This window comes from Microbacterium sp. LTA6 (assembly GCF_045690355.1).
GTDB lineage: Bacteria > Actinomycetota > Actinomycetes > Actinomycetales > Microbacteriaceae > Microbacterium.
Map to the genome: position 1 here is coordinate 3,883,983 of NZ_CP147855.1, position 21,558 is coordinate 3,905,540.

Genomic DNA, 21,558 nt, shown 5'->3' on the forward strand with positions numbered 1-21,558 from the left:
CTGGGGGCATGGCACGCTCTCCTTTCACTCTAGCCGCGGCGGTGACGGCCGCGTTGCCCGGGGCGGACGTGACGGGCGCGCGCCCGCTGACCGCCGACGGCGACGCCCGTTTCGACTCGGCCGTCGTCACCCTCGCCGACCGCCGCGAACTCGCGATCCGCGTGGCGGACGACGATGAAACGGCGCGCGAACTCGCCGCCGAAGCGCTGGCCTTGCGCGCGCTCACCGCGGGCGCACGCGCCATGCTGCCCTTCCGCGCGCCGGAGTACATCGGCGAGACGCGCCTCGGCGATGGCCGGGCGCTCGTCACCGAACTGCTTCCGGGCTTCCAGATCGAGGCACCCCTGGTCCCGGCGGGACCAGGGGCTGCCGAATCGATGGGCGCCGCGATCGCCGCGGCGCACGGGATGCCGATCTCCGTCGTCCGCGGCGCCGGTCTCTCCACGCGTTCCGCCGAGGAGGGCCGCGACGAGGTGCGTCGGCTGGTGGACACCGCGGCCGCGACCGGCCGGGTTCCCGCGCGGCTCACCGTGCGCTGGCGTGAGGCCGTCGCCGATGACGATCTCTGGCGGTTCGAGGCCACGGTCGTGCTGGGCGGCGTGCAGGCGACCTCCTTCCTGTTCGATGACGACCCGGAACTCGGACCGCAGGTCATCGGCCTGGTCGGCTGGCACGGCCTGTCGGTCGGCGACCCTGCCGTCGATCTCGCCTGGCTGTCGGCCGCACCGGATGCGGCGCCCGATGTCCATGCCTCGTATGCGCGGGCGGCGGGGCGAGTGCCGGATGCGGCACTAGAGGTGCGTGCTCGGCTGCTCGCCGAACTGGAATTCGCACGGTGGTTGGTGCATGGGGACTCGCTGCGCCGCACAGACATCGTCGACGATGCGGCTGCTCTCCTGGAGGCTCTCGCCGCCGGGCTTCGTGACGACGACAGGAATGTGATCGCCGCGCGGAGCGAGGGCGTCGACTCGGCCCTCGACGCGCTGGATCGCGTGCCGGCCTCGGCTGCTGTCGCGGTCGACACCTCCATGCAGACCGATGCCTACAATCCCGACGACCTGTGGCACGACGCGGATGCAACGGCATCCGTCCCCTCGCTCGACCGGGCGTCGCACGCCCGCGATGACGAGCCCGATGCATCGGTGGACCGCCGCGCCGCGATGACGAACGTGGAGACCGAAGATCTTTCCGGCATCGTCGAGTCGGGGCTCTTTCCGCTGGAAGACGTCGAGCAGACGGCGAATGCGTCCGATCAGGAGGTCGACGATGACCGCAGGGCTGCGGCGGGAGACTCAGACGAGGCTCAACGCGCAGCGCGGGCGGCACTCCAGCGCTGGAAGAGTTCCGCCTCCGAGTAGATCCGCTCTCCTCGGATGACGAGGTCGTCGGCCACGTAGTACAGCGCGACGTCGATCTCCCCCAGCGGCACACCGAATCGGCGGTGGTAAGCCAGGCGATAGAGGGCGAGCTGGAGCATCCGCTCCTCGCGTTCCTCGGCGGTGCGCGGTGCCTTACCCGTCTTCCAGTCAACGATCTCGATTCGACCTCCACGGTCGTCCCGCCGATAGACGGCGTCGAGCTTGCAGATGACGATGTGCCCTGACTCGTCGGAGTCAGCGCCCGACGACACTCCCGCTCCGAGGGCGAAGTCGATCTCGATCTCGACGGCGATCGGCTTGAGCGCACCCCACTCGCTGCGTTCGAAGGTGTCGCGCAATCGGGCCAGGGCCGCTTCGTCGGCCCTGGCGACGTCGTCGAGCCGGGCCTCGTCGTCGTCGATCTCCCACAGTCCGTCATCGAGCGAGGAATCGGCGCCGACCAGACCGGAGCGGTGCTCCACCCAGGAGTGGAACAGTGTTCCGATCCGGGTCTGCGTGTACGGGCGCTCCGGCATCGGGCGGGCGATCGTGCGGGCGGTCCCGGCGAAGTCGCCGATGTAGTCCTTGAATCGCGACGCCGGAACCCTGGTCGGTACGTGGGCGATCGCGCCGCGCTGGCGCTCGGCGCGCTCCGCGAGGAGCCGCTCGAGTTCCCGTGTCGCCTGCGGCGCTGCGGTGGACGTCATCGCGGCACGCACCTCCTCGGCCGCACGCGAAACGACGCCTCGGCGTCCGCCGAGCGGGTCACGGGGCCACGCGGCGGTGCGCGATGCGCCCTCATAAGGGTTCTCATCCGGGTCGACGCCGTCGATGGCGTCGAGACCGAGGATCTCGATCGCCTCCAGGAGGTACGGACTGGGCGTGCGCGGCTTCTTCTGCCCTGCCCAATGCGCACCGCTGAGCAGCAGGTGGGTACGGGCTCTGGTGAAGGCCACGTAGGCCAGCCGTCGCTCCTCCTGCTGCTGGTAGTCGCGGTACTCGGACTTGAACCGCTCCAGCGCGCCTCCGGCAGGGTAGGCCTTGGTCCGGCCGCTGCCCAGGGCATCCAGAGCGGCCTTGTGGCGCTTCTTCGGATCGTCGCCGGCCGCAGCCATCTCCGCGACCGGATCCCAGGAGAACACAGGCAGGGCCGTGCGATCGCCGCGGAGCGCGAACGGAAGCATCCCGAATCCGAACCAGCCGGCGGTCTCCTTCGGTGTGCCTGGCAGCTCATCGTCGACCAGGCGCACCACGGCCACGGCGTCCCACTCCAGCCCCTTCGACCCGTGGATGGTGAGCAACTGCACGACCCCTGGCTCCGGCGGCTCCGTCCGCGGCATCAGCTCGTCGGTGCGCTCGGCCTTGTCGAGCCACGCGAGCAGGTTCCCGATCGTTCCGCGTTCGTCGGCCGTGAGGAAGGCGCGCACCTCGTCCGTGAACGCGCGCAGCTGTGTCGACGCCGTACGCGCCGGGCCCCTGGTCTCGTTCGTCGCGAGTTCGATGTCGAGCCGCAACTCGGTCTCGATCAGGCGGATCAGCTCGGGGATGGGCTGCGTGGAGGCACGGCGCAACCGCTCGAGCATCTCGCCGGCCTCGCGCAGACGCGCACGCCCCGTCGGGGTGATCGCCTCGAGCATCCGGTAGCCGTCGTCGATGCCGCGCACGAAGTCGACAGCGTCGACGATCGAAACAGCTTCGTCCGCTCCCTGCGAGGAGCGCAGCCGCGCCTGTACCTCGTCCGGGAGCGGGGTGAGCGATCCATCTCGTTTGGCGAGGGTCATCGCGAGGTCGTACAGCGCAGCCATATCGGCGACGCCGACCGCGAAGCGAGGGCCGACGAGCAGGCGGATCAGCGCGGATCCGGCCGTCGGATCGTGGATCACCCGCAGCGCAGAGACGACGTCGACGACCTCGGGAGTCGACAGCAACCCGCCCAATCCCAGGATGCGATGCGGGATGCCCCTACGCCCGAGGGCCGAGGCGAAGGTCTGCATGTGCTTCTTTGACCGGAAAAGGACGGCGCCGCTCGATGCTCCCGCCGCCATGTCACGACGATCGGCGAACCACGCAGCGACGTCGTCGGCCTCATCCTCGACGGTGAGCGCGAATCGCACGTCGACAGCGCCCTCGCCCGCTCCCGGCCGTGGCTCCAGCTCGGGCACACTGAGCTCGGCGCGCTGCAGCGAGAGCAGCACGCGGTTGGCGACATCGAGGATGGTGCGGTCGTTGCGCCAGCTCGTCATCAGGCTGTAGTTCGCCGCCGGTTGCGTACGGGCGAACTCGCGGCCGAACGCGTAGAGGTTGTCGGCACTCGCGCCGCGCCATCCGTAGATCGACTGGTGCGGGTCGCCGACGGCCATCACCGCGGTGTCGTGGAACAGCGCAGCGAGGAACCGGGTCTGGATGACGGAGGTGTCCTGGTACTCGTCGAGCAGCACCACCCGGTACTGCTCCCGCAGTGCCTCGCGCACATCGGCCGAGCCCTCCACGATGTCGAAGGCGCCGCTGACCTGGTCGGCGAAGTCGAGCACGCCACGACGGGACTTCTCGGCGACGTACTCGGAGACGAGCCGGGTGAGGACCGGCACGTTCTCGAGGTTCGACGCCGCCGTCTCCACGATCGCGCGTTCCCGGTACGGCCCGAAAGCCTCCGCCTGCGCGCTGGCGATCCTCTCGATGTCCGCGATGGGGGCTCGATGATCGAGGGCGTCGCCGGCGAGACGCTGCACCGCATCGATCACTCCCGACGGCGATCGCTCGATCTCCTCGAGGTCGGGATCCTGCGAGCGATGCACGACGGTGCGGGCGAGAAGCCACGACGCAGACTGGCTGAGCATCGCGGCATCCGGGTCGCGGCCGATCCGCGCCGCGTGCTCGCGCACCAGCGAGTCGGCGAACGCGTTGTAAGTCGACACCCTCGGACGGATCATGATCTCCTCCGCCGGGCGCGGAGCCGACGGGTCCCAGCCAGTACCGAAGCGCAGGGAGAGCTCGTCGAGCACCGTCGAGCGCACCAGCTCGCGCTGACGACCGGCGGATGCCGCTTCGACCCGCTCCAGCGCCCCGCTGCGCACGATCTCGGTGAGGTGCGGAAGCAGACCGCGTCGCCCGTACTCGTCGACCAGCGCGAGCCGCGCACCGATGCGCTCGGCGAGCTCACCGGCCGCTTTGCGGGTGAAGGTCAGCCCGAGGACCTCGTCGCGGCGGACATGGCCGTTCGCGACGAGCCAGACCACCCGCCCCGACATCGTCTCCGTCTTGCCCGATCCGGCACCGGCGACCACCAGGGCAGGTCCGGGCGGCGCCTCGATGACGCGCTGCTGTGCGGCCGTGGGCGGCGGCTGGCCGAGAGCGGCGGCGATGTCGATGGCCGTGAGCGCCAGTTCGCCCGTCCATGCCGTCACGAGCTCACCGCCTCGACGGTGTGGATGCGGCACGGTTTGACGTACACCTGCGTATCCTCGCAGTGCGCCTGCACCTGGGCGGTGAAGCTGCTCGCCGCCATCCCTCTGCCTGCGTCCGCGACCCGGTGCAGGAAAGCCGTGCGCTGCTCGTCGCCGAGCGTGTGCTGATGCGCCACCCGATAATCGCTCTTCCCGACTGTCTTCGACACGATCACCAGACGCGCCCCGACCAGGGCGTCGGCGTTCGCGCCGTCGACCAGCCCCTCCTGCACCGCCACCTGGTAGGCGGCGAGCTGCGCGTGCTCGAGCACCGCCGACTCGGTGTCCGGCTCGTACTTCCCGCTCTTCAGGTCGACCACGACGACGCGCTCGCCTCCGGCGCCCTGCGCCATCTCGGTCCAGCGTTGGCCGCGCGCAGGTCGGTGCTCGCCGGCGCCCGAGGCGTAGACCTCGACGCGGTCGATCACGCCGCTCACCAGCGCCCGCCCCGCGGGAGCCGTGCCCTCCACAGGCTCAACCGTGACCTCGTCGAGGTCGTCGGACAGCCCGACGGCGAAGCGGAACTCCGCCTCCGATCCGACGACACGCCCGCCGTCACGGGACACCTCGCTCAGGTACGCCTGCATCCGGTCGACGTAGAGGTCGGCTCGGCGCCGTTCCTTGCGCCCGATCCAGGCGGTCTCGAAGTCGAGCTCGGGCCATCGCTCGGCGACGATCTCGCGCAGCTGCTCGATCCCGCCCTCGGGGACGCGCTCCATCGCGGCGTGCAGGATCGTACCGATTCCCGCCGAGGGCGCCACCACCGTGTCGCCGCCGAGCGCTGACACAACCCAGCCGAGGCCGCACTCCTCGAAGGCCTCGAGGCGCGACGGGGAGACGCGGACACCGGCGTTGTCGAGATCGCGCAGCGGCGCGGTACTGGACGGCTCGCGCATCCCGTACCAGGTGGACGGGTCGGCACCGGGCACGCCCGCCTCGGCGAGCAATCGCAGTTGACCGGCGGCCTCGGCACGGGCATGCGCGTCATCGGAACTGGTGAGCGTGCGACGGTGCCGCGCGACGAGGCCACGCAGCGTGAGCGGATGTGCCAGGCGATCACCGGCGTCGGGGCGCGGTTCCGGAAGGAAGCCGAACAGGGCGCTCGGCGACGAATCGTCGTCGTCGACGGCGGTGACGAGCAGCAGCCGGCGGGCCCTGGACAGTGCGCGAACGAACAGGCGCAGCTCGTCGTGCAGCACCGTGCGGCGGCGGCCCTGGGTGTCCGGCTCGTCCAGCGGATGGCCGTTCCGCGCCGCCGTGATCGTGTCGGCGAGGCGCCAGGTGTCGAGCATCCCGCCGCGCAGCCGGACATTGGGCCAGACGCCGTCCTGGACCCCCGCGATGACGACGGCGTCGAACTCGGTGCCGAGAGCCGTTGCGGGGGTCAGCAACGTCACCGTTCCCGGACGCTCAGGGGACGAGAGGGTGTCTTCGGGCACCTCGCTGTCGATGATGTCGGAGATGAAGCGAGCCGGTCCCCCCTCCTGCACGCGCTCCACCGAGCGCTTGGCGGCGTCGAACAGGGCAACGAGCGCATCGAGTCGACGTCCGGCCTCTGCGCCTCCCGGCGCCTCCGACGCCTCGCGCCAGGCCTCGTCGAGACGACGCCCGCTCGGAGCTCTGGCCGCATCCCACACCCGCCAGAGCAGCTCGTGGATGGTCTCCCCCGTCGCTGCCGCGTCGGAGACCTTCTGCAGCAGCGAGCCGAATCGCGCTGCCGTCCGTGCCTCAGGCGTGTCGAGCAGGTCAAGAGTCGCCGGCTCGGCCAGCGCCACGCGGAGCAGCTCGCGTGCGGGTGCCGAGCCCCCGTTCTCCAGCTCACGATGCCGGAGACCGGCCCGGAGCCTGCGGAGTCCGACGCCGTCGAGGCCGCCGAAGGGCGTGCGCAGCGCCTCGGCCAGAGCATCCGCCTCGCGCTCGGCCACCGGCGTCATGGCGAGGCGGACGATGCCGAGGATGTCACGCACGACCTGCTCGCTGCCCAGCGGTCGCTGCACACCCGCGGAGCGAGTCGGCACCTCTCGCGCAGCCAGCTCGACGTCAAAGTTCACCACCTGCCGGGTGTCGTGCGCCAGCACCGCCATCCGGTCCCACGCGATGCCCTGCTCGAGGTGCCACTCACGCAGGACGGCCGCGATGCGGTCGATCTCCTCGTGGGGCGACGGGGCGAGGAAGGTCGTGATGCCGGCGTCCTGCGCCTGCTCGTCGCGCGGCGCCGGGGCTCGCCGGTGCTCGACCCGGCCGGCGACTCCGATCGCCTGGGTCACCCGGCGGGTCAGATCGGTGAGAGCGGGTGTCTGCCGGTGCGGCTCGTCGAGGACGAACACGTCGCCGAGCACGGCGGCCAGTCGGGCGAACAGCTCGGGGCTCGCGCCGCGGAACGCACCGGACGAGATGTCGGGATCTCCGAAGGCGAGCACCGCGATCCCGCGATCGCGCAGGGCCTGCACGATCGCGATGCCGCCGGAGGTGAGCTCCTGGGCGTCGTCGATGAGCACCGCCCGCAGTTCACCAAGGGCTCCGAGCGACGCCGTGTCGGCCGTGCGCAGCAGAACGGCGGCCTCGCTGAGCAGATCAGCGGCATCACGATGCGCGGAGCGGAACTGGTCGAGCACGCCGCGGTACTCGATGAGGAAGGCCGCGACGGCGCGCCAGGCGACGCGGTCGGATGCCCGCAGCTCTGCCGGCGACACCCCGAGCTCGGCGCACTCGGCGATGAACGCGCGCAGCTCCGAACGGAAGTCCTTCGAGGAGCGGACCATGGCGCTGAGCTGTGCCGGCCAGCGCTCGACACCATCCTCTTCATCACTCTCGTGACCGGCGAGGAGCTCGGCGATGATGCGGTCCTGATCGGCCCCGGTGAGCAGCGCCGGAGGTTCGTCGCCCTGCTGCACCATCGCACCGCGCACCAGCTGGAAGGCGAAGGAGCCGAGGGATCGGGCCAGCGGCCCGGGAGTCGCCTGGTCGATGCGCACGCCGATGCGATCGCGCAGCATCGTCGCCGCCTTCCGGTTGGGCGTCAGCACCAGCACCTCGGCAGGCCGGATTCCGGAGCCGAGCAGATGCACGACACGGTCGGTGAGAGTGCGCGTCTTTCCCGTTCCCGGTGCTCCGATGATCACGCCGGATGCGGTCGCAGGGGCGCCGACGACGGCTCGCTGCGCAGCATCCGGGGTCATGTTCTCCACGCTAGCGGGGTGCGCGGACATCACTCCCCGCCGCGGCCCGTCGCCCTGTGCGCTCAGGGCGAAACCAGCAGCGACGACCGATCCGCGCCGGCACCACCGGGGTAGAGTTGGGCGCAGTCCCCGACGAGAACGTCGTCACTGAATCGCGAGGAGCACGCGTGGAAATCCGCATCGGCATCATCAACACCGGCCGCGAGCTGAGCTTCGACACCGGAGCCTCCGCCGACGAGGTCCGCACCCAGGTCGCCACTGCTCTCGAGCAGGGTACGACGCACATGAACTTCGCCGATGTGAAGGGCAACTCCTACCTGGTCCCGACCGCGAACCTCGCCTACATCGAACTGGGCACCGAGGAATCACGCCGCGTCGGCTTCGTCGCCTGACCCCACGATGTACATCCTTCTCGCACTCGTCGCCGCGTGCGCGCTCGGCATCGGTGCGCATTTCCTGGTCAGTGGCCGTGAATTGCGCGGCGTCGCCCTCACCCCGGCGATCGCGACCGTGGCGGCCGGGGTCATCTACACGGCCATGCAGTGGGCGGGCGTCGGCCAGGACAGCATCTGGCTGTGGCTCGCGAGCATCATCGGCTCGGTTCTGATCGCCGTCATCGCGACCCTCGCGATCGTCGCGATCCGTCGTCGCACGGATGCCGAGACGAAGGCCGCGCTGGGAATCTGAACGCGATGTCGTCGAGCGATTCGGAGCCGAGCGTGGCCCGCACGCTGTTCTGGATCCGCGTCTGCATCTGGATCCTCATCATCGGGCTGGTTCTCAGCGGGATCACCGCGTTCCCGCTCCGGGTCGAACTGGCATTCGCCAGCGACGTCCTGCACGATTCCCCCGCCGTGGGCTGGTTCCCGGATGCCGTCGCCTGGGTCGATCGGGTCGCGGATGCCCTGGCTGACGTCGACACCCGCTACCCGTTCATCGCCTACGGCACGGATTGGCTCGCCTTCGCGCACCTCGTGCTCGCCGTGGTGTTCGTGGGGCCCTTGATCGATCCGGTGCGAAACATCTGGGTGACGCAGTTCGGGGTGATCGCCTGCGTCGGGATCATCCCGCTCGCGCTCATCGCCGGCGGCATCCGCGGAATTCCGCTCGGCTGGCAGCTGATCGACATGTCGTTCGGCGTGATCGGTGCGATCCCGCTGATCATCGCGTGGAGGCTGACAAGGCAGCTGGAACGGATGCAGCGCGCCGATGCGACCACTCCGCGGACGGCGGAGATCCGCTAGGACGCGAGTCCCATCGCATCCATCCGACGGGCGTGCGCTCCCATGAGCTCGGTGTAGACCGGCTCGACGCGTTCCTCGTCCATCGCGAGGCGTTCGGGACGCAAGGCCGCGCGGCACACGAGCAGCGCGTCGCCGACGAGTCGGCGTGCCCACATCGAGAGCAGCGAACGCCACTCCTCGTCGCTCTCGATCGTGAGCTGGATGATCGCCACGATCTCCTGACGGCCGTCATCCTGCCGGAGGATGTCGGCCACCCGGCGACCGGTGTCGCCATAGCTGGAGGCGAGCGCGAGGTAGAAGTCGTCGAGCATTCCTGCGGTGATGTAGACAGCCAGGAGGGTCTCACGCGGGCGCGCGCCGATCGTCTTCCGGCGGAACGCGTCGAGGTGCTCACGGAACGGCAGCATCAGCTGCGTCGGATCGTCGCCGCGAGATGCGATCAGATCGACGATCGCACGATGCTTGCTGAGGGCCGCGCCGGCCGCTCGCGACAGCGCTTCCTTCTCGGAGAGCTCCGGGGTGGCGCGGATCAGTCGCGTGAGCGTCTCGAAGTAGCCGAGCTGCAGGTACGCGGCCTGACCGAGGAAGCGATTGAGTTCAGGGGCGAGTTCGGCGAAGTCGACCCTCGTCGCATCACCCTGATCGCCTCGACTGCGAAGCGTCAGTGTGCGCCGCGGAGCCTTGCGCTTCCAGAACCAGTCGACCATGCGCCCAGACTACCCAAGCTCACCGCTGATCCCCGGTGTTCCGACCCCCTCGGGTAGGCTGGTCACGTCCCGCCAGTGGAGTGGGGCCCCGCGCCTGTGGCAGAAGAGACGGCGTGGATCCGTTTTCGTGGCGAGCACTGCGCTCTGCAAGGCTCGCCGGACAGGCATCTGAAGAATTGACTACTTTCGCTGATCTCGGCGTCGATCAGGACATCGTCGAAGCGCTCGCTTCCAAGGGCATCATCGACGCGTTCCCCATCCAGGAGCAGACCATCCCCCTCGGCCTTCCCGGCCAGGACATCATCGGCCAGGCCAAGACGGGCACCGGCAAGACCTTCGGCTTCGGCATCCCGGTCGTGCAGCGCCTCGGCCTGAACCCGTCGCACGGCGTCAAGGCGCTCATCGTCGTGCCGACCCGCGAACTCGCGGTGCAGGTGTACGAAGACATGGACCTGCTCACCAGCAACCGCGCAACCAGCGTCGTCGCAATCTACGGCGGCAAGGCCTACGAAGGACAGATCGACCAGCTGAAGGCCGGCGCGCAGATCGTCGTCGGCACGCCCGGTCGTCTGATCGACCTCGCCGGTCAGCGTCTGCTCGACCTGTCGAACGCAACCCAGGTCGTGCTCGACGAGGCCGACAAGATGCTCGACCTCGGCTTCCTCGCCGACATCGAGAAGATCTTCCAGAAGGTGCCGGCAGTCCGTCACACGCAGCTGTTCTCGGCGACCATGCCTGGCCCGATCGTGGCACTCGCCCGCCGGTTCATGAGCAACCCGATCCACATCCGCGCGACCGATCCCGACGAGGGTCTCACGCAGGCGAACATCAAGCACCTCGTGTACCGGGCGCACTCGATGGACAAGGACGAGGTCATCGGTCGCATCCTGCAGGCAGAGGGCCGCGGCAAGACCGTGATCTTCACCCGCACTAAGCGTGCGGCGCAGCGGCTGGTCGACGAGCTGGGCGACCGCGGCTTCAACGTCGGCGGTGTCCACGGCGACATGGGCCAGGAGCAGCGCGAGCGCTCGATGGCCGCTTTCAAGGCCGGCAAGCGGGACGTGCTGGTCGCCACCGACGTCGCCGCGCGCGGCATCGATGTCGATGACGTCACGCACGTGATCAACCACACCATCCCGGACGAGGACAAGACGTACCTGCACCGCGCCGGTCGCACCGGCCGCGCCGGCAAGACCGGCATCGCGGTCACCTTCGTCGACTGGGAGGACATGCACAAGTGGGCCCTCATCAACCGCGCTCTCGAGTTCGGCCAGCCTGAGCCTGTCGAGACCTACTCGTCGAGCCCGCACCTCTTCGAAGACCTCGACATCCCCGCGGGGACGAAGGGCCGGCTGACGACGGCACCGAAGGCTGAGGCTCCGAAGACGCAGCGCACCCCGCGACCGGAGCGCGCAGTGGATGCCGCCGAGCAGGGCACCGACGAGGGCGGGACGCGCCGTCGCCGTCGCCGTCGCGGCGGTGCCGAGAAGGTCGGATCCACCTTCGCCGAGGGCACGGAATCAGGCTCGTCCGCGAGCTCTTCCGATGACGCAGGCGTCGCCGCGCATGAGGCCGCTGAGCCCGGCGCCGGCACCCACGACGGTGCAGGCAAGGAACACCACGACGGCAAGCCGGCTCCCGCTCGCCGCCGTCGCCGTCGCCGCGGCGGCACTGGTGCCGGAGCGCCGACCGGCGCCTGAACGACATGACCTGAGGGGCGGATGCTGTGCAGCATCCGCCCCTCAGGCGTATCGCGGCGCCGAGCCCGTCGCCCGATCGATGAGCCGAGCCACCATGTCTTCGGACGTGGTGTTCTCGCCAGGCCGATTCGGTTTGCCGGTGCCGTGGTAATCACTTGATCCCGTGATGATGAGGTCGTGCTTCGCTGCGATCTCGTGCAGCATCTTCTTGCCGGCGGCCGTGTTCTCCCGGTGATCGATCTCGAAGCCGCCGAGTCCCGCCGCGATCAGCTTCTCGATGAACGGCACCGGCATCATCCTGTCGCGACCAGACGTCACGGGGTGCGCGATGATGGCCACTCCCCCGGCTTCGGTGATCAGTCGCACTGCCGTGAGAGGGTCGGGTGCGTAGTGCGGCTCGTAGTAACCCTCGCGCGGATGCAGGATGCCGTCGAAAGCCTCGGTCCGGTCGCGGACGATGCCTCGGGCCACCAGCGCATCAGCGATGTGCGGGCGACCCACCGTCGCATCCAGCATCGTCTGTGCGAGGACGTCGTCCCAGTGCAGGTCGTAGTCGCGTGAGATGTTGCGGACGATCCGTTCAGCCCGCCCGATCCGGTCGCCGCGGATGCGGTCGGTCTCGACGCGCAGCGCGGCATCGTCCGGATCGAAGAGGTAGCCGAGCACGTGCACACTGCGCCACTCGTGCTTCGCGGAGAGTTCCATCCCCGGGATGAAGGTCATGTCCAGCTCGCCCGCGGCCGTCGCCGCCTCGTCCCACCCGGTGGTGCGATCGTGATCGGTGAGGGCTGCGGTGCGGACGCCGTACGCATGCGCCTGACGCATCACTTCGGCCGGCGCCTCGGTCCCGTCGGAGTGGTTGGAGTGCAGATGCAGGTCGGCGGGACCCGCGAATCGATGCGACGGATCAGCGGCCATCCTCTGAGCGTAGCGAGCGCGGACGACACCGGGCGCGACCGGCGCCGCGGCAGGGACTTCACAGGCTCTCCTCCTAGGCTTGAGGGGATGTTTCGTCTCCTCGGGATCCTCCTCACGCTGCTTCTCGCGATCGCGACTGCGATCGTGGTCTGGCCGCAGTTCTTCCGTCTCGAGCAGACGTACCCGTTCGCGCAGCTCGTCGCAGCGCGAGGGCTGGTGCTGGGCGGATTCCTGGCGGTCGCCGTGCTCTCGCTGCTGCTGCTCCTCGTGCGCCCGCTGCGCGGCTTCGCCGCTTCGGTGTTGATCGTCGCCCTGCTCGGCGCCGGCGCAACCGGGATCATCGGCGCGACCCGCGGCTTCGGCGACTCCTCACTCCCGGAGAAGACCGATTCCAGCATCCGGGTGCTGACCTGGAACACCGCAGGAGAAGCAGTATCTGCCGACGAGATCGCCACGCAGATCCTCGCGCAGAGCGCCGACATCGTCTCGTTGCCGGAGACCTCGCAGTCCGTCGGTGAGAGCATCGCGATCCTGCTGCGCGATCAGGGGTATCCGATGTGGGTGCATCACGTGCAGTACCGACCGGACGTACCCGACGGGCCGCAGTCCTGGCAGACGACCGTGCTCGTCTCCCCGGAACTGGGCGATTACTCCGTGATCCAGTCGTCCGAGGACGGTTCGAGCAACACCGGCTCGGTGCCGAGCGCCGTGCTGATGCCTGTCGACGGGGAGGGTCCGACGATCGTCGCCGTCCACGCGGTCGCACCCCGGCTCGAGGAGATGGATCTTTGGCGATCCGATCTGCAGTGGATCGCCGACCAGTGCCCACAGGGAGATGTCATCCTCGCCGGTGATTTCAACGCGACCGTCGACCACATGGCCCCATTCGGCGTCGACGGCGGCGACATGGGGTACTGCCGCGACGTGGCATCGCGCACCGGCAACGGCCTCGTCGGCACGTGGCCGAGTTCGCTCCCCGCACTCGCCGGCGCGCCGATCGATCATGTGATGGCCTCGCCGAACTGGCGTCCCACCGGCTCTCTCATCTTCGAGGACGCCGGCGGCAGCGATCACCGCGGGATGGTCGTCCAGCTCGAGCCCGTGGGCTGACTCCCACGATCGTCCGGCAGGTGAGAGACTGGTCGGATGAGCACTGGAGAGCGCGACACGATCGCAGAGCCCGCCGCCGAGACCAGCACCACGAACCGCAAGCAGCCGTTCCCCCGGGGCTTCCTCGACACCATCTCCACCGGATGGGCTGAACGCCCGGAGTCGTTGCCGACACCGCGCGCGCAGGCGCCGTACGCCGCCGCACGTCGCGCTGTGGTGTCCGCCGCGTTCCCCGGAAAGCGCCTGGTCATCCCGGCCGGATCGCTCAAGCAGCGCAGCAACGACACCGACTACGTATTCCGTGCGCACTCCGCGTTCGCGCACCTGACCGGGTGGGCGTCGGATGCCGAGCCCGATTCCGTCCTCGTCTTCGAGCCGTCCGCCGACGGCCACGACGTGACGCTGTACTTCCGCGAGCGGGCTGACCGCACGACGACGGAGTTCTACGCCGACGCCACGGTCGGCGAATTCTGGATCGGCCCCCGCCCGTCGCTCGCCGGCGTCGCCGCGGATCTCGCCGTCGCCACCGCGCACCTCGACGAGTTCTCGTCCGTCGAGGGCGAGCTGGTGCTCGATTCGGATGCCGCGCTGGACAGCTTCGTCTCCGAGCTGCGCCTGGTCAAGGACGACTTCGAGATCGCGGAGATGCGCCGGGCGGTCGACATCACCGCACGTGGCTTCGATGACATCATCGCTGCGCTCCCCGAAGCATCGGTGCATGCCCGCGGCGAGCGCGTCGTCGAGGGTGTCTTCCACCGCCGCGCTCGAGAAGAGGGCAACGGCGAGGGATACGACACGATCGCCGCATCCGGTCCGCACGCCTGCTACCTGCACTGGACGCGCAATGACGGCACGGTGGTCCCCGGCGATCTGATCCTCGTCGATGCCGGCGTCGAGGCCGACAGCCTGTACACAGCCGACATCACGAGGACCCTGCCGGTATCGGGCACGTTCACCGATGTGCAGCGCCGGGTGTACGACGCCGTCGTGGAAGCCGCCGATGCGGCGTTCGCGGCCGCGCGCATCGGCGTTCGGTTCCGCACGGTGCACGAGGCCGCGATGCAGGTGATCGCTGCACGCGTCGCCGAGTGGGGACTGCTTCCGGTGAGCGCCGAGGAGGCGCTGGATGCGGATGCGGGAGGCCAGCACCGCCGCTACATGGTGCACGGCACGTCGCATCATCTCGGAATCGATGTGCACGACTGCGCGCAGGCACGCCGCGAGATGTACTACGACGGAATCCTCGAGCCGGGCATGGTCTTCACGATCGAGCCGGGACTCTACTTCCAGATCGACGACCTGACGGTACCGGCCGAACTGCGTGGAATCGGCGTGCGCATCGAGGACGACATCCTGATGACCGAAGACGGCCCGGTGAACCTGTCGGCAGAGATTCCGCGTACTGCCGACGACGTGGAGGCGTGGATCAAGCGGTTGCAGGCATGATGAGCGGGTTGTCGGGGTGAGCAAGTCGTTCATTCAGCAGCAAGCCGGACGTTGAGCAGCAACCGATGCACGAGAATCAACTCGACGTCGACGAGGATCTCGCCCGTCGGCTGATCGCCGCGCAGTTCCCGTCGTTGGCTGCGCTGCCGGTGCGACGTGTGCGCACGGCCGGAACCGTGAACACGATCATGCGCATCGGCGAGGATCTCGTCGCACGTTTCCCGTTGCAGGCCACTGCGCCGGCGGAGCTGGTCGCGGAAGCAGCGGCGCTGACGGAGTTCTCGAGCGCGAGTGCGTTCCCGTCGCCGCAGCCGTTCGGCGCCGGCGAGGCGACTGCGGAGTACCCGTCCGCCTGGTCGGTGCAGACCTGGGTACCGGGTGAGGTCGCTCGGCCCGACCGGCACGCGTCATCGGCATCGCTGGCCGAGGACGTCGCAACCCTCATCACCTCGCTGCGCAGGCTCGACCAGGGTGGCCGAGTCTTCGACGGTCGGGGTCGGGGCGGATCTCTGCGCGACCACGACGAATGGATGGTGCACTGCTTCGCGCAGAGCGCGCACCTGATCGACGTGCCGCACGCGGAGCGGTTGTGGGCGGTGCTGCACGACCTGCCGCGATCGGGCTCGGATGTGATGAGCCACCGCGACCTGACCCCGCCGAATCTGCTCGTCTCCGATAGCACCGGCGCCGATCGACTCGCCGGCGTGCTGGACGGCGGGGCCTTCGGCCCCACGGACCCCGGACTCGACCTCGTCGCCGCATGGCACCTCTTCGACGGTCCAGCGCGACGCGTGGTGCGTGAACGTGTCGGCGCCGGGAACACCGAGTGGTTCCGCGGAGCCGCGTGGGCGCTGCAGCAGGCGATGGGCCTGGTCTGGTACTACGAGGAGTCGAATCCGGAGATGAGTGCTCTCGGCTTGTCGACGCTGCACCGACTGCTCGAGGATGCGGAGCTGGGCGCGCTGATTCCGTAAGCGCGCGACTGAAACCTCAGCTCCCGTCTGCCACCACTTCGACTTTGAACCCGGCGGTGTTCTCCAGCCAACCGGCATAGTGATCCGGGCCACCGGCATGCGGATAACGCTCCTGGTACAGCGCCCGCCACCCGTGCGCCGAGGCGTCGGACATGGTCGCATCGACCTCCGCACGAGAGCCGCCCCAGAACGCGAGGTGATTCACCCCGGGCCGGCGGCGGTCATGATCGGGCGAGGAGAGATTCGGCGACGTCGTCAGGGTCAGGTAAGCGCCGCCAGCATCCCAGGTCCGTCCCTCCGGCCACTCCGCGATGCACTCGAACCCGAGCGCGGACAGCAGCCAGCCCCACGACGGCGCGGCCTCCTCGATATCGCCGACCCAGATCTCGACATGATGAAGCCCTTTCAGACTCATCCACCGCTCCCGGCGAAGTCCGCCACGAGCGGCGCGAGCGATGCCCCGATATCGGATGCCGGGCGCTTGCGCCCCTTCACCTCGAAGGTGTGCCCGCCGCCGTCGATCCACACCACTCGCGCGTCCTGGCAGCTCTCGACGACCTCTTCGAACTGCGTCAGCGGCTGGATGAACGGGTCGTTGGTCCCCTCGATGAACAACTGCGGCACACTGATCGCGGGAAGATGCTCGGCGCGCGGCTTCTCCGGTTTCCCTGGTGCATGCAGCGGATACCCCAGATAGACCAGACCATCCACGGCAAGCCCTTCGGCGACGGCCATCGAGGCCATCCGACCGCCGTAGGATTTGCCGGTCGCCCACAACGGCGCCTGCGGGCCCCGATCGCGTGCACAGGCCACTGCGGCGTTCCAGGTCGCGATCGCATGCGCGGCCGGGCCCGGCATCCGTCGTCCCAGCTCCACGTACGGGAAGTTGAAGCGCAACGTCGAGAATCCGAGCTCACCGAGTGCCGCAGCGTATCCAGTGAGGAAAGGATGGTCCATTCCTGTGCCTGCGCCGTGGGCGATCAGCACCGTGCCGCGGCCGGTTCCCTCGCTCCACACCGCCGACACCTCGACCGCGCCCGTGGGCAGCGTCACGTCGAAGCGGAACGGATTCATCGGAAGGTCAGGAGTCCGCTGCGCTCTCACGCCCGGCCGGACGAGGGCTCTCGCTCTCGGGAGCCGCGGCTTCCTCCGCTGCCGGCGCGGACGAGGTCCCGACCGCAGCGGTCGGAACCGCCGGGGCCGCTTCTGCCGGAGCCGGTGCGGGTGCGGGTGCATCCGTCGAGGCGGGCACCACTCGTTCGCCATACATCGGAGCCGCCGGACGCGGGGGGACGACGTACCCCTCGGCGCCGGGCTCGGTTCCGGGCGACGGCGCCACCGGAGTCGCCCCGGGTACGACACGCTCGCCGTAGCGAGGCGGCTCGTCGAGGTTCACCGGCGGACGCGTCGTCTGCGGCGTGACAGCACCCAGCACCTGGCGGGCCTTCGCGAGAGACGACGGCATCACCGTCACCTCGTAGTGATCGGCGGCGAACTGGGTGATGCTCGCGAAGTCGCGGCGACGACGCACGATCGCGTAGGTGATGAGGCTCAGCAGCATGCCGACGGCGACACCGATGAGGACGAAACCGACGAAGAGCTGGATCGGCACCTCGGGCTGGCCGATCACCAGGATCGCGGCGAGGAAGAGACCGATGAGCACGCCGTTGATCGCCCCCGAGCGTGCGGCGGCCGCGTAGCCCAGTCGCCCGGTCACCCGCTCGACCGTCCTCACGCTCTGCCCGATGATCGCGATGTCCCTCGCGGGCACCTCCCCCGCGATCAGCTTGGACACCGTCTTCTGGGCGGCCTCGTATTCGCGCATCGAGGCGACGGTCTCGCCGGTATCGGTGCCGTTGGCCGGACGGTTCAGCATGCTCATTGGCCCATTCTTCCACGCCCGCTGATGGGCGTACTGGGAACCGTCGATCCGGCCGCGCGCCGAAGGCACGCGCACTACGCTGGGAACCGTGAGCACACAACGGGTTTTTGCCGCGCGCCTGGCCGGGTGCGCTGTCTTCGACCCCGCTGGCGACCGGCTCGGCAAAGTCCGTGACGTCGTCATCGTGTACCGAAGTACCGGCGCCCCTCGTGTGATCGGCCTCGTCGTGGAGATCCCGGGAAGACGACACGTCTTCCTCTCCATCGGGCGGGTCACCTCCATCCGCTCCGGCCAGGTGATCAGCACCGGCCTCATCAACGTGCGCAGGTTCCAGCCGCGGGCAGGTGAAGTACGCGTGCTCGCGGAGATGCTCGGCCGCAGAGTGTCTTTCGCCGACGGCAGCGGCAACGCCGTCATCGAAGACGTCGCGATCGAACCGAACCGCCTCGGCGAATGGGCCGTCAGCCAGCTCTTCCTGCGCCGCCCGAAGACCAGCGCTTCTCCGTTCGCGAAGGGACCGACGACTTTCGCCGCGTGGAGCGAAGTCGCCGAGGAGCGCGCCCCCGGCGAATCGCAGTCGGCCGAGCAGCTCGTCGCCTCGTACTCCGAACTCCATGCTGCCGACCTCGCCAACACCCTCCTCGACCTGCCGGAGAAGCGCATGCTCGAGGTCGCCGAGGAGCTCTCCGACGACCGTCTCGCCGATGCGCTCGAAGAGATGCCGGAAGACGAGCAGGTGCACATCCTCGACCAGCTCGGAGACGAGCGCGCTGCCGACATCCTCGACCAGATGGATCCGGATGACGCGGCCGACCTGCTGGCTCAGCTTCCCTCCAGCCGACTCGAGCAGCTGCTCGAGCTGATGGAGCCGGAGGAGGCCGAGGACGTCAGGATGCTGCTCCGGTACGGCCCGGATACGGCGGGTGGCCTGATGACCCCCGAGCCGATCATCCTATCCGCCGACGCGACCGTCGCCGAAGCGCTTGCGCTGATCCGTCGACACGAGCTGCACCCGGCTCTCGCCGCCGCGGTGTTCGTGACGCTGCCGCCATTCGAGACGCCCACGGGACGACTCCTCGGCGTCGTGCACTTCCAGCGGATGCTGCGCTACCCGCCGCACGAGCGGCTGGGAGCGATCATGGACGACAGCCTGGAGACGGTATCGGTCACGGCATCCGCCATGGAGGTCGCCCGCATGCTCGCGAGCTACGACCTCGTCTCGCTGCCGGTGATCGACGCGGCGCACCGTCTCGTCGGTGCGATCAGCATCGACGACATGCTCGACTACCTGCTGCCGGACGACTGGCGCAGCCACGACACCGATGAGAAAACCGAAGCAAAGGAGACGCGCTGATGGCTCGCTCCGCGCGCCTCGATGCGCCTCTCGGCCGCGGCACGCCCCTCGGCCGCAGCACCACCCGCCAGCGGCCCACTTCACGCGACCGCTTCGGCCGGTTCACCGAGTGGGTGGCGCGCGCGATGGGCACGCCCGCCTTCCTGGTGATGCTGTCGCTGTTCTGCGTGCTGTGGATCATCTGGAACACACTGACGCCCGAGAACTGGCGCTTCGATGCCGCCGCGAACGGCTTCACCGCCCTCACGCTGATGCTCTCTCTGCAGGCGTCTTACGCTGCCCCGCTGATCCTGCTGGCGCAGAACCGTCAGGACGACCGCGACCGCGTGCAGATCGAACAGGATCGCCAGCGCGCGGAGCGGAATCTCGCCGACACCGAGTACCTCGCCCGCGAGATCGTGGCTCTGCGGATGTCGCTCGAGGAGCGCAACTCGCAGACCGTGACCCGTGACGTGCTGCGCCAGGAGCTGAAGGCGCTGCTGGCGGAACTCGAGGATTCCGATCCGAAGGCACCGTCCGGCGGTACCCCGTCATGACGGCGGCCGATCGGGTCAGGGCAGCCGTCGCCGCGGTCACCGATCCGGAGCTCCGCCGTCCGATCGGCGACCTCGACATGGTACGGGAGATCGCGGTGGACGGCGACCGCGCGCATGTGGGAATCGTGCTGACGATCGCAGGATGCCCCGCAGCGCAGCGCATCGAATCGGATGTGCATCGGGCCGCGGCATCCGTTCCCGGGATCGCAGAGGTCGTCGTCGAGGTCGGCGTGATGACCCCGGTCGAGCGGAAGGCGCTGACCGAGAAGCTGCGCGACGGGCGTCCGGCCAGGCAGATGCCGTTCGGCCCTGAGTCGCTCACTCGTGTGATCCTGGTCTCCAGCGGCAAAGGCGGCGTCGGCAAATCCACTGTCACCGCAAATCTCGCCGTCGCACTCGCCGAACAGGGACTGGCTGTCGGTCTCGTGGATGCCGATGTGCACGGCTTCTCGATCCCGGGGCTCCTCGGCATCCCGGCCGGAACCCAGCCGACCCGCATCGACGATCTCATGCTGCCGCCGGTCGCTTATGGCGTGAAGACGATCTCGATCGGGATGTTCTTGCGCGACGGCGAAGCCGTCGTCGCCTGGCGCGGACCGATGCTGCACCGCACCGTCACGCAGTTCCTCACCGACGTTTTCTTCGGAGACCTCGACGTTCTCCTCATCGACATGCCGCCTGGTACCGGCGACATCGCGATCTCGATCGGTCAGCTGCTCCCGCACGCCGAGGTGCTCGTCGTCACGACGCCCCAGACCGCCGCATCCGAGGTGGCGATCCGCAGTGGACTAGTGGCCAGACAGACCGGCCAGCGGGTCATCGGCGTCGTGGAGAACATGGCCGCCTTCGCGCTGCCTGACGGCACCATCATCGATCTGTTCGGATCCGGCGGCGGCGCCGCGGTCGCCGAGGCTCTCTCCGAGCCGGGTGCTCCTGTCCCCCTGCTCGCGTCGATTCCGCTCAGCCCGGCTCTGCGCACGGGCGGTGACGCCGGCATCCCGGTGGTCACGGCCGACCCGACGGATGCCGCTGCGGGCGCGATTCTCAACCTCGCGAGGACTCTTTCCGCGCAGGGCCGTGGCCTCGCCGGTCGCTCTCTTCCGATGTCCCTCAGCTGACGACGGCGCGGCGCCTCGAAGGACGCCGGGTGAACGCCACCCTGAGGCCGATCACCAACGGGAGCAGCACCGAGAACAACGGCAGGACGACGGCGCAGAACGCCAGCACCGTCCCGATCGCGAAACCGTTCGATCCCGTACGGCCGAGACCGAGCTCCCCGCCGCCGAACGTGTCCCCTGCAACAAGGAACTCGCCGTCGTACGTGCCGAGCGAATCCACGCACGTCAGGTCGTGAACTCCCGAGACGGACGTCGTGAACTGCACGACCTGCTCGAACCCCCGCCGCGGAGTCATCCACCACAGGGTGTCGTCCCAGGTCAGAGACGGCGCACCACGCAACGGCAACTCGACGCCGTCCGGTGCGATCACCGTGCAGCGGGTCGAGCCGAGCGCAGGCGAGATTCCGCTGGCCCAGACGCCGGACCGCGCACCCTCGTCAAGATCGACGGGCACGGTGCGCCCGAGGGGACTCGACGGAGCCTCCTCGACGGAAGACACGACCGGGAGCACCCACAGCGTCCAGATCAGGATCCCGGCGAGCAGCGCGACAACCGCAGCGCCGAGCGCCACATGATCCCGATCGGTCAA

General features: G+C 69.2%; 19 protein-coding genes. 11 read left to right on the forward strand and 8 right to left on the reverse strand.

The annotated features are described in order from the left end of the window. Positions 1-8: 8 nt before the first annotated feature. The gene (locus LTA6_RS18550) at positions 9-1,358 is read left to right on the forward strand and encodes a hypothetical protein (RefSeq protein ID WP_341975339.1); all 1,350 of its coding nucleotides are present in this window, start codon (positions 9-11) and stop codon (positions 1,356-1,358) included. Here LTA6_RS18550 and LTA6_RS18555 read toward each other — a convergent pair. Together LTA6_RS18555 and LTA6_RS18560 are read right to left on the reverse strand one after the other, a co-directional pair. Then, positions 1,304-4,762 carry an ATP-dependent DNA helicase gene (locus LTA6_RS18555; RefSeq protein ID WP_341975340.1) on the reverse strand — a complete coding sequence of 1,153 codons (3,459 nt, stop codon included), beginning with the start codon at positions 4,760-4,762 and terminating at the stop codon, positions 1,304-1,306. The genes LTA6_RS18550 and LTA6_RS18555 overlap by 55 nt on opposite strands. Next, positions 4,759-7,980, reverse strand: coding sequence for an ATP-dependent DNA helicase (locus LTA6_RS18560; RefSeq protein ID WP_341975341.1), 3,222 nt, complete (start codon positions 7,978-7,980; stop codon positions 4,759-4,761). Before LTA6_RS18560 ends, LTA6_RS18555 begins: the two co-directional genes overlap by 4 nt. Before the next feature lie 167 nt (positions 7,981-8,147). Between LTA6_RS18560 and LTA6_RS18565 the strand changes: the two genes are divergently transcribed. The 3 genes from LTA6_RS18565 to LTA6_RS18575 are packed head-to-tail and all read left to right on the forward strand — an operon-like array spanning position 8,148 to position 9,224. Next, positions 8,148-8,372, forward strand: a complete 225-nt coding sequence (locus LTA6_RS18565; protein ID WP_341975342.1) for a DUF3107 domain-containing protein — start codon at positions 8,148-8,150, stop codon at positions 8,370-8,372. Between the two features lie 7 nt (positions 8,373-8,379). After that, the gene (locus LTA6_RS18570) at positions 8,380-8,667 is read left to right on the forward strand and encodes a hypothetical protein (RefSeq protein WP_341975343.1); all 288 of its coding nucleotides are present in this window, start codon (positions 8,380-8,382) and stop codon (positions 8,665-8,667) included. A gap of 32 nt (positions 8,668-8,699) precedes the next feature. Beyond that, positions 8,700-9,224, forward strand: a complete 525-nt coding sequence (locus LTA6_RS18575) for a hypothetical protein (protein ID WP_341975344.1) — start codon at positions 8,700-8,702, stop codon at positions 9,222-9,224. Here LTA6_RS18575 and LTA6_RS18580 read toward each other — a convergent pair. Further along, positions 9,221-9,931 carry a ferritin-like fold-containing protein gene (locus tag LTA6_RS18580; protein WP_341975345.1) on the reverse strand — a complete coding sequence of 237 codons (711 nt, stop codon included), beginning with the start codon at positions 9,929-9,931 and terminating at the stop codon, positions 9,221-9,223. The two genes, LTA6_RS18575 and LTA6_RS18580, sit on opposite strands and share 4 nt — an antisense overlap. A 176-nt stretch (positions 9,932-10,107) precedes the next feature. Between LTA6_RS18580 and LTA6_RS18585 the strand changes: the two genes are divergently transcribed. After that, positions 10,108-11,631, forward strand: coding sequence for a DEAD/DEAH box helicase (locus LTA6_RS18585; protein ID WP_341975346.1), 1,524 nt, complete (start codon positions 10,108-10,110; stop codon positions 11,629-11,631). 42 nt (positions 11,632-11,673) lie between these two features. Here LTA6_RS18585 and LTA6_RS18590 read toward each other — a convergent pair whose 3' ends face one another. Beyond that, entirely contained in the window at positions 11,674-12,549 is an 876-nt protein-coding gene (locus LTA6_RS18590; RefSeq protein ID WP_341975347.1) for a PHP domain-containing protein, read from the reverse strand. Between the two features lie 87 nt (positions 12,550-12,636). Between LTA6_RS18590 and LTA6_RS18595 the strand changes: the two genes are divergently transcribed. The 3 genes from LTA6_RS18595 to LTA6_RS18605 all read left to right on the forward strand — a co-directional run bounded on the left by LTA6_RS18595 (position 12,637) and on the right by LTA6_RS18605 (position 16,079). Next, positions 12,637-13,659, forward strand: a complete 1,023-nt coding sequence (locus tag LTA6_RS18595; RefSeq protein WP_341975348.1) for an endonuclease/exonuclease/phosphatase family protein — start codon at positions 12,637-12,639, stop codon at positions 13,657-13,659. Positions 13,660-13,695: 36 nt separating this feature from the next. Then, a complete protein-coding gene (locus tag LTA6_RS18600; RefSeq protein ID WP_341975349.1) occupies positions 13,696-15,105 on the forward strand; it encodes an aminopeptidase P family protein in 1,410 nt (469 codons plus the stop codon). 65 nt (positions 15,106-15,170) lie between these two features. Then, positions 15,171-16,079 carry a phosphotransferase gene (locus tag LTA6_RS18605; RefSeq protein WP_341975350.1) on the forward strand — a complete coding sequence of 303 codons (909 nt, stop codon included), beginning with the start codon at positions 15,171-15,173 and terminating at the stop codon, positions 16,077-16,079. 16 nt (positions 16,080-16,095) lie between these two features. On the opposite strand, the gene LTA6_RS18610 is transcribed toward LTA6_RS18605, so the two are convergent. From LTA6_RS18610 to LTA6_RS18620, 3 genes are read right to left on the reverse strand one after another with little or no spacing between them, the layout of a single operon-like run. Beyond that, complete coding sequence (locus LTA6_RS18610; RefSeq protein ID WP_407359299.1) at positions 16,096-16,488, reverse strand: VOC family protein; 393 nt, start codon at positions 16,486-16,488, stop codon at positions 16,096-16,098. A gap of 2 nt (positions 16,489-16,490) precedes the next feature. Then, entirely contained in the window at positions 16,491-17,153 is a 663-nt protein-coding gene (locus LTA6_RS18615) for an alpha/beta family hydrolase (protein ID WP_407358379.1), read from the reverse strand. A 7-nt stretch (positions 17,154-17,160) separates the two neighbouring features. Then, a complete protein-coding gene (locus LTA6_RS18620) occupies positions 17,161-17,961 on the reverse strand; it encodes a general stress protein (RefSeq protein ID WP_407358380.1) in 801 nt (266 codons plus the stop codon). An 88-nt stretch (positions 17,962-18,049) separates the two neighbouring features. On the opposite strand from LTA6_RS18620, the gene LTA6_RS18625 reads away from it, so the two are divergent. The 3 genes from LTA6_RS18625 to LTA6_RS18635 are packed head-to-tail and all read left to right on the forward strand — an operon-like array spanning position 18,050 to position 20,969. After that, a complete protein-coding gene (locus LTA6_RS18625; RefSeq protein WP_341975353.1) occupies positions 18,050-19,315 on the forward strand; it encodes a magnesium transporter MgtE N-terminal domain-containing protein in 1,266 nt (421 codons plus the stop codon). Beyond that, the gene (locus LTA6_RS18630; protein ID WP_341975354.1) at positions 19,315-19,851 is read left to right on the forward strand and encodes a DUF1003 domain-containing protein; all 537 of its coding nucleotides are present in this window, start codon (positions 19,315-19,317) and stop codon (positions 19,849-19,851) included. Before LTA6_RS18625 ends, LTA6_RS18630 begins: the two co-directional genes overlap by 1 nt. Further along, positions 19,848-20,969: an Mrp/NBP35 family ATP-binding protein gene (locus tag LTA6_RS18635; protein ID WP_407358381.1), complete on the forward strand. Its 1,122-nt coding sequence runs from the start codon at positions 19,848-19,850 to the stop codon at positions 20,967-20,969. The genes LTA6_RS18630 and LTA6_RS18635 overlap by 4 nt, the downstream gene beginning before the upstream one ends. On the opposite strand, the gene LTA6_RS18640 is transcribed toward LTA6_RS18635, so the two are convergent. Next, complete coding sequence (locus LTA6_RS18640; protein ID WP_407358382.1) at positions 20,962-21,558, reverse strand: hypothetical protein; 597 nt, start codon at positions 21,556-21,558, stop codon at positions 20,962-20,964. The genes LTA6_RS18635 and LTA6_RS18640 overlap by 8 nt on opposite strands.

Excerpts from the sequence above, each read along its gene's own strand:
- LTA6_RS18580 (WP_341975345.1), bottom strand. The coding sequence starts at position 9,931 with ATGGTCGACTGGTTCTGGAAGCGCAAGGCTCCGCGGCGCACACTGACG.
- LTA6_RS18600 (WP_341975349.1), top strand. The coding sequence starts at position 13,696 with ATGAGCACTGGAGAGCGCGACACGATCGCAGAGCCCGCCGCCGAGACC.
- LTA6_RS18560 (WP_341975341.1), bottom strand. The coding sequence starts at position 7,980 with ATGACCCCGGATGCTGCGCAGCGAGCCGTCGTCGGCGCCCCTGCGACC.
- LTA6_RS18590 (WP_341975347.1), bottom strand. The coding sequence starts at position 12,549 with ATGGCCGCTGATCCGTCGCATCGATTCGCGGGTCCCGCCGACCTGCAT.
- LTA6_RS18630 (WP_341975354.1), top strand. The coding sequence starts at position 19,315 with ATGGCTCGCTCCGCGCGCCTCGATGCGCCTCTCGGCCGCGGCACGCCC.
- LTA6_RS18635 (WP_407358381.1), top strand. The coding sequence starts at position 19,848 with ATGACGGCGGCCGATCGGGTCAGGGCAGCCGTCGCCGCGGTCACCGAT.
- LTA6_RS18605 (WP_341975350.1), top strand. The coding sequence starts at position 15,171 with ATGCACGAGAATCAACTCGACGTCGACGAGGATCTCGCCCGTCGGCTG.
- LTA6_RS18550 (WP_341975339.1), top strand. The coding sequence starts at position 9 with ATGGCACGCTCTCCTTTCACTCTAGCCGCGGCGGTGACGGCCGCGTTG.
- LTA6_RS18620 (WP_407358380.1), bottom strand. The coding sequence starts at position 17,961 with ATGAGCATGCTGAACCGTCCGGCCAACGGCACCGATACCGGCGAGACC.
- LTA6_RS18595 (WP_341975348.1), top strand. The coding sequence starts at position 12,637 with ATGTTTCGTCTCCTCGGGATCCTCCTCACGCTGCTTCTCGCGATCGCG.
- LTA6_RS18570 (WP_341975343.1), top strand. The coding sequence starts at position 8,380 with ATGTACATCCTTCTCGCACTCGTCGCCGCGTGCGCGCTCGGCATCGGT.
- LTA6_RS18615 (WP_407358379.1), bottom strand. The coding sequence starts at position 17,153 with ATGAATCCGTTCCGCTTCGACGTGACGCTGCCCACGGGCGCGGTCGAG.